The 4,698-nt window shown below is 65.7% G+C and carries 6 protein-coding genes; 5 read left to right on the forward strand and 1 reads right to left on the reverse strand.

Annotated elements, in window-relative coordinates; translation table 11 throughout:
* From ACO48X_RS01040 to ACO48X_RS01060, 5 genes are all read left to right on the forward strand, one after another.
* Positions 1-322 (forward strand): sugar nucleotide-binding protein (locus ACO48X_RS01040; protein WP_484999691.1); only part of this gene is annotated, 322 nt, incomplete at its 5' end.
* A gap of 155 nt (positions 323-477) precedes the next feature.
* Positions 478-1,224, forward strand: a complete 747-nt coding sequence (locus tag ACO48X_RS01045) for a glycosyltransferase family 2 protein (protein ID WP_484999693.1) — start codon at positions 478-480, stop codon at positions 1,222-1,224.
* Positions 1,221-1,592: a DUF2304 domain-containing protein gene (locus ACO48X_RS01050; RefSeq protein ID WP_009199317.1), complete on the forward strand. Its 372-nt coding sequence runs from the start codon at positions 1,221-1,223 to the stop codon at positions 1,590-1,592. Before ACO48X_RS01045 ends, ACO48X_RS01050 begins: the two co-directional genes overlap by 4 nt.
* Positions 1,589-3,643 (forward strand): DUF2142 domain-containing protein, encoded by a 2,055-nt coding sequence (locus ACO48X_RS01055; protein WP_484999695.1) that lies wholly within the window; start codon positions 1,589-1,591, stop codon positions 3,641-3,643. The genes ACO48X_RS01050 and ACO48X_RS01055 overlap by 4 nt, the downstream gene beginning before the upstream one ends.
* Positions 3,643-4,074: a GtrA family protein gene (locus tag ACO48X_RS01060; RefSeq protein ID WP_484999697.1), complete on the forward strand. Its 432-nt coding sequence runs from the start codon at positions 3,643-3,645 to the stop codon at positions 4,072-4,074. Before ACO48X_RS01055 ends, ACO48X_RS01060 begins: the two co-directional genes overlap by 1 nt.
* 304 nt (positions 4,075-4,378) lie before the next feature.
* Here the strand turns inward: ACO48X_RS01060 and ACO48X_RS01065 are convergent.
* Positions 4,379-4,698, reverse strand: a 320-nt coding sequence (locus ACO48X_RS01065) for a sugar phosphate nucleotidyltransferase (protein WP_484999699.1), incomplete at its 5' end; no start/stop codon positions are given.

Genomic DNA, 4,698 nt, shown 5'->3' on the forward strand with positions numbered 1-4,698 from the left:
CGACGAGGTTGGCCAGCCGACGTGGACGGTTGACTTGTCCGACCTGATCGTGAGGCTCGTCGACGCCGAGGCGCCGACGGGCATCTATCACGGCACGTCCTCGGGCAAAACGAATTGGCACGGCTTCACGCGCGAGATCGTCGCCTCCATCGGCAAGGACCCCGACATGGTCAAGGAGACGACCGCCGCGGCTTTCAAGCGCCCCGCCCCGCGCCCGCACTATTCCGTGCTCGGGCACGACGCCCTCGAACGCATCGGGGTCGAGCCGATCGGCGATTGGAAGGAGAGGTGGCTCGCCGCCAAGGACGTCGTTCTCGGCTGACGGGCGACCCTTCTTTTCTCGCATTTTGCGGGGCTGGGAATCCGTCCCCGGTAGGGCGGGAAGCGAGGAGGCGTCGGGTATACTCAACCGTGCCGTGCGGAAAATCGCCGCGCGCCCCATCGCCATAGCCAACGATTTCGAGAAAGGGCGGCCGCGTGTGCCCCGAACGCGCCCGTGACGATTCAGCGCCACACGACCTGCTCGTCATCATTCCCGCGTGGAACGAGGAAGAATCGGTCGGCGGCGTCGTCCAGTCCGTCCGCGAACACGTTCCCTGGGCCGACGTCCTCGTCGTGAGCGACGGGTCCCGCGACGGGACGGCCGCCGCCGCGCGGAAAGCGGGGGCGGACGTGCTCGATCTGAAGATCAATCTCGGGGTCGGCGGCGCCATGCGCGCGGGTTTCGTCTACGCGGTGGACAACGGCTATCGGTCCGCCGTGCAGGTCGACGCCGACGGGCAGCACAATCCCGCCGACATCCCGGCCCTCGTCGAAAAGATCGAGGAGGGCGCCGACATCGTCATCGGTTCGCGTTTCGCCGGGGTGGGGAAGTACCGCAGCCGCGGGCCGCGCCGCTGGGCGATGAAGATTCTGGCCTCCGTCCTCAGCGGCATCGCCCACACGAAGCTCACCGACGTCACGTCGGGTTTCAAGGCCTATTCGGCTAGGGCCCTCGCGCTTTTTTCGACGTCGTACCCCGCCGAGTACCTGGGCGACACCATCGAAGCGCTTGTCGTGGGAATTCGCAGCGGCATGGCAGTTGAGCAAGTGGGCGTCGAAATGCACAAGCGGGTGGCCGGCGAACCCTCCCATTCCCCCGTGAAATCGACGGTCTACCTGCTTCGGGCCTCGCTGGCCCTCGCCGTCGCCCTTGTCAGTCCGGTCAAAAAGGCGGTGAAATGACCACTTATCGCATTTTCACCCTCGTCATCGTCGTGTGCATCGGGGCGGTGCTCATCCACCTGCTGCGCCATCGCAAGATCAAAGAGAAATACGTGTGGATGTGGCTCGCCCTCGACGTCATGGCGCTCGGGGGAGCGATCCATCCCGCGTGGGTCCACGCCGTCGCGAGGATGGCCGGCTTCGAAGTCACGTCGAATATGGTGTTCTTCGCCGTCATTTTGCTCCTCGTCGTCCTTTCCATACATTTGGCCATGGTGGTCACCAGATTGGAAGAGGATCGAAGGACTCTCACCGAGCAGGTCGCGATACTTCGGCATGACCTGGACAGGCTCGAATCTCGCATGGAAGGGCAGGCAGGGCCGCAATGAACGAAACAGTTCCCGAAAAGGCGGCGTCTGCCTTGGCCGAAAACTCGTTCGCCGCAGGCAAGGGGGCGCCTGCCTCGGCCGAAGATTCGTCCGCTTTGCACAAAGAGCCCTCCGCCGCGGCCAAAGCGGGGTCGGCCTTCGTCAAAGCCCTGTCCTTCTTCGCCAAAGCGCTGTTTTCCTTGGCCAAAGCGGCAGCCTCCCTCTTGGCCAAGTCATTTTCCAAGGCCTTCGCAAAAGACTCGGTGCGCCATTTCTGCCTCGTGTGGGCGGCGCTGTTCCTCATGACAGTCGCGTGGTCCTTCATCATCCCGATCAAGGGCCAGGCTGACGAGCCGGCGCACGCCATACAGGCTGCCGCGGTGGTGCGCGGGCAGTTCATCGTCGAGGGTCATCCCGACGTCCATCGCTTCGGCTTCAAGTACAACAGGCACGACGTCGAAGTCCCACGAGAGTTCAAGAACGTCGAGGAGAACACCGCCTGCTTCGTCTTCTTCCCCGAAGCCCCGGAGAAATGCGCCAAACCCGTTCCAACGAGCGACGGCAAGACGGGCATCGCATCCACGACGGCGGCCAACTATCCGCCCCTGTACTACATGGCGGTCGGGTGGCCGACGCTGTTCCTGGAAGGCGCTCCCTCGTGGTATGCCATGCGCCTCCTCTCCGCGCTCATATGCACCGGCTTTACGGCCCTCGGCATTGCCGCGCTCGCCCGAAAATGCGGCACGCGCTACGCCCTCGCCTGCACCGTGGGGCTGACGCCCACCTGCCTGGCCTTCTTTGCCGCGATCAACCCTCAGGGGCCGGAGATCGCCATGTGCTTCGCCTTGGCGGGCTTCCTCATTCCCGTGGCCGTCGGCCACAGGCCCTCCGACCGTTCCCTCGTCGGCGTGGGCGCCCTCGTCGCTCTCATCGCCCTGAGTCGGCCGACGGCGGCCTTGTGGGCAGTGGGGATCGTCGGGATGGTCGGCTTGCTCATCCGCCTCGAAGCCTGGAAGAGCCTCATGCGGCGTCGGGCGATGTGGATCTCCCTCGGGCTCGCCGCCGCCGGGTGCGTCGGCGCTCTCGTGTGGAACCACGTGGCCCGGCCCAGCGACAGCGTTTTCGGATGGGCGGAGAAGGACGCGGACCTTTTCGAGATGATCGGCAAGCTCCAGAAGCGCTTCGTGGAGCCGATCTGGGACGGGGCCTTCGGGTACTTCGGCTGGAGCGACAATCCCATCCCGGGATGGCTGCACACGACGTCGATCGTCGTCTGCATCCTATTCGTCGTCGTCACGCTTGCCTTGGCCAGGCGACGCGAGAAGCTGGCCGTGACGCTCGGGATCCTCTTCGTCCCGCTCTCCACGATTGCGCTTCAGTACGCCGTTTTGCGGACCGCCGGAATGATGTGGCAGGGCCGGTACAACTTGCCCTTCGTCGTCGCCCTCGTGGCCTTGGCCGTGCTTCCGATCGCGCGCCGCTGGGGGACTCCGGCGAACGCGGTTTTCTTGGCTGTCGCCTCCGTGGCGATGTTCGGCTGGGCCTTCAGGGTCTCGTGGAGATACTCTCTCGGCATCAAAGTTCCGTGGGACTTCTCGAAGCTCTCCGCCGACCACTACTACGCCTTGGCGATGATGCTCGTGGGAATCGGAATCTTGTGGTGGCTTTTCGTCACGCGTCCCTTCGACGGCGAATTGACGAGCATCGACGGCGGGGCCGAAGGCTCGGACGGCGGCGCGGGCGGCCCAGAAGGCGAAGTCTCGGACGGCGGCGGTGCGAACGGTGAAGATTCGGACGGTGGCGACCTTGCGGGCCACGGCGACCGAGGATTTCGAGGCGGCGACGCGAGTGCCCCCGCGGGCGTTGAAGGAGGGCCAGGCCCAGTCAGCGGCGATATGAGCGCCTTGATCAGTCGGGCGCGCGGCCTGGGCGGCGAGGCGTCGGCCCGGCAGGAGGGGCCAGTCTGGCGGAAGGGCTCGTTCCGAGAGGCGGCCGGGGCTTCGCTTCAAGAGGCTGCTCCCTCGGCGGACGAGCAGGCCCGGCCAAGAGGCACGTCTGCGGGAAGCTCCTGATGGGGGGCGAGCAGTCCCCTCGCGCGGGCATAGGGGCAACGCTGCTCACTGCCGGAAAATACCTCTTTTTCGGCGGAACGGCTTTCGCGCTGGATCTGACGGTGCTCTCCATCCTCATCTCCACGCTCGGATGCCCCGCATGGTCCTCAGCCGCTACTGCTTTCGCCGCCTCACCGGTTTTCGCCTTCTTCACGCAGATGCGCTACACCTTCAGGTCGAATGCCTCGACGCGAGGGGCGATGGTGCGTTACGGCATCCTTTTGGCGGCGAACATGGTCTTCACGGCTGCCGTCGTCGACCGTTTCGACTCGTGGTGGGACGCCTACGTGCAAGGGAAAATATTCTCCACCGGGATCACGACGCTGTGGAACTACTTCATCATGAAGCACTGGGTTTTTCCGCGCCGCGAGGAGGAAGACGGTCGGGGGTGACCGACATGGCCGACAGGCCGCGGCGGCCTCCGTTCGGCACTTTCGTTGCCCCGCGGGGCGTCCCTCCGGCGAGCAGACTCATCGAGAGCCCGTTGACCGGTCGAGTCAAGCCCGGCGCGCGCCCGGCGCGCAGATTCGGCGTAGGGCGATCGGCCCGCTGAGCGAGGCCCGCTGAACGGGGTCGGCGAAGGCCGACCGACCCGTCGGCCAAAGGAACGGCCCGTTGCGGAGGCTTTCCTCTGTCCGCCGAATGACAATGACTCGGATGCCTCCGTCCCGGTCCGCCCGCCTGTCCGTCGCCCGCCTATCCGTCGAGCAGACCCAGCAGATACGCTCCGTAGCCCGACTTGACGAGCGGCTCGGCGCGCTGGCGCAATTCGTCGTCGGTCAGGAATCCCATTCTCCAAGCGACCTCTTCCGGCGCGCCGATCTTCAGGCCCTGACGCGCTTCGACGGTGCGTACGAAGCCGGTGGCGTCGGCGAGGGAGTCGAAGGTGCCGGTGTCGAGCCAGGCGGTGCCGCGGGGCAAAACTTCCACCTGCAGCTTGCCCGCCTCGAGGTAGACGCGGTTGACGTCGGTGATTTCGTACTCGCCGCGGGCGGAAGGCTTGAGCTCCTTGGCGA

The organism is Peptidiphaga sp. (assembly GCF_057238965.1).

Excerpts from the sequence above, each read along its gene's own strand:
- ACO48X_RS01050 (WP_009199317.1), top strand. The coding sequence starts at position 1,221 with ATGACCACTTATCGCATTTTCACCCTCGTCATCGTCGTGTGCATCGGG.
- ACO48X_RS01055 (WP_484999695.1), top strand. The coding sequence starts at position 1,589 with ATGAACGAAACAGTTCCCGAAAAGGCGGCGTCTGCCTTGGCCGAAAAC.
- ACO48X_RS01060 (WP_484999697.1), top strand. The coding sequence starts at position 3,643 with ATGGGGGGCGAGCAGTCCCCTCGCGCGGGCATAGGGGCAACGCTGCTC.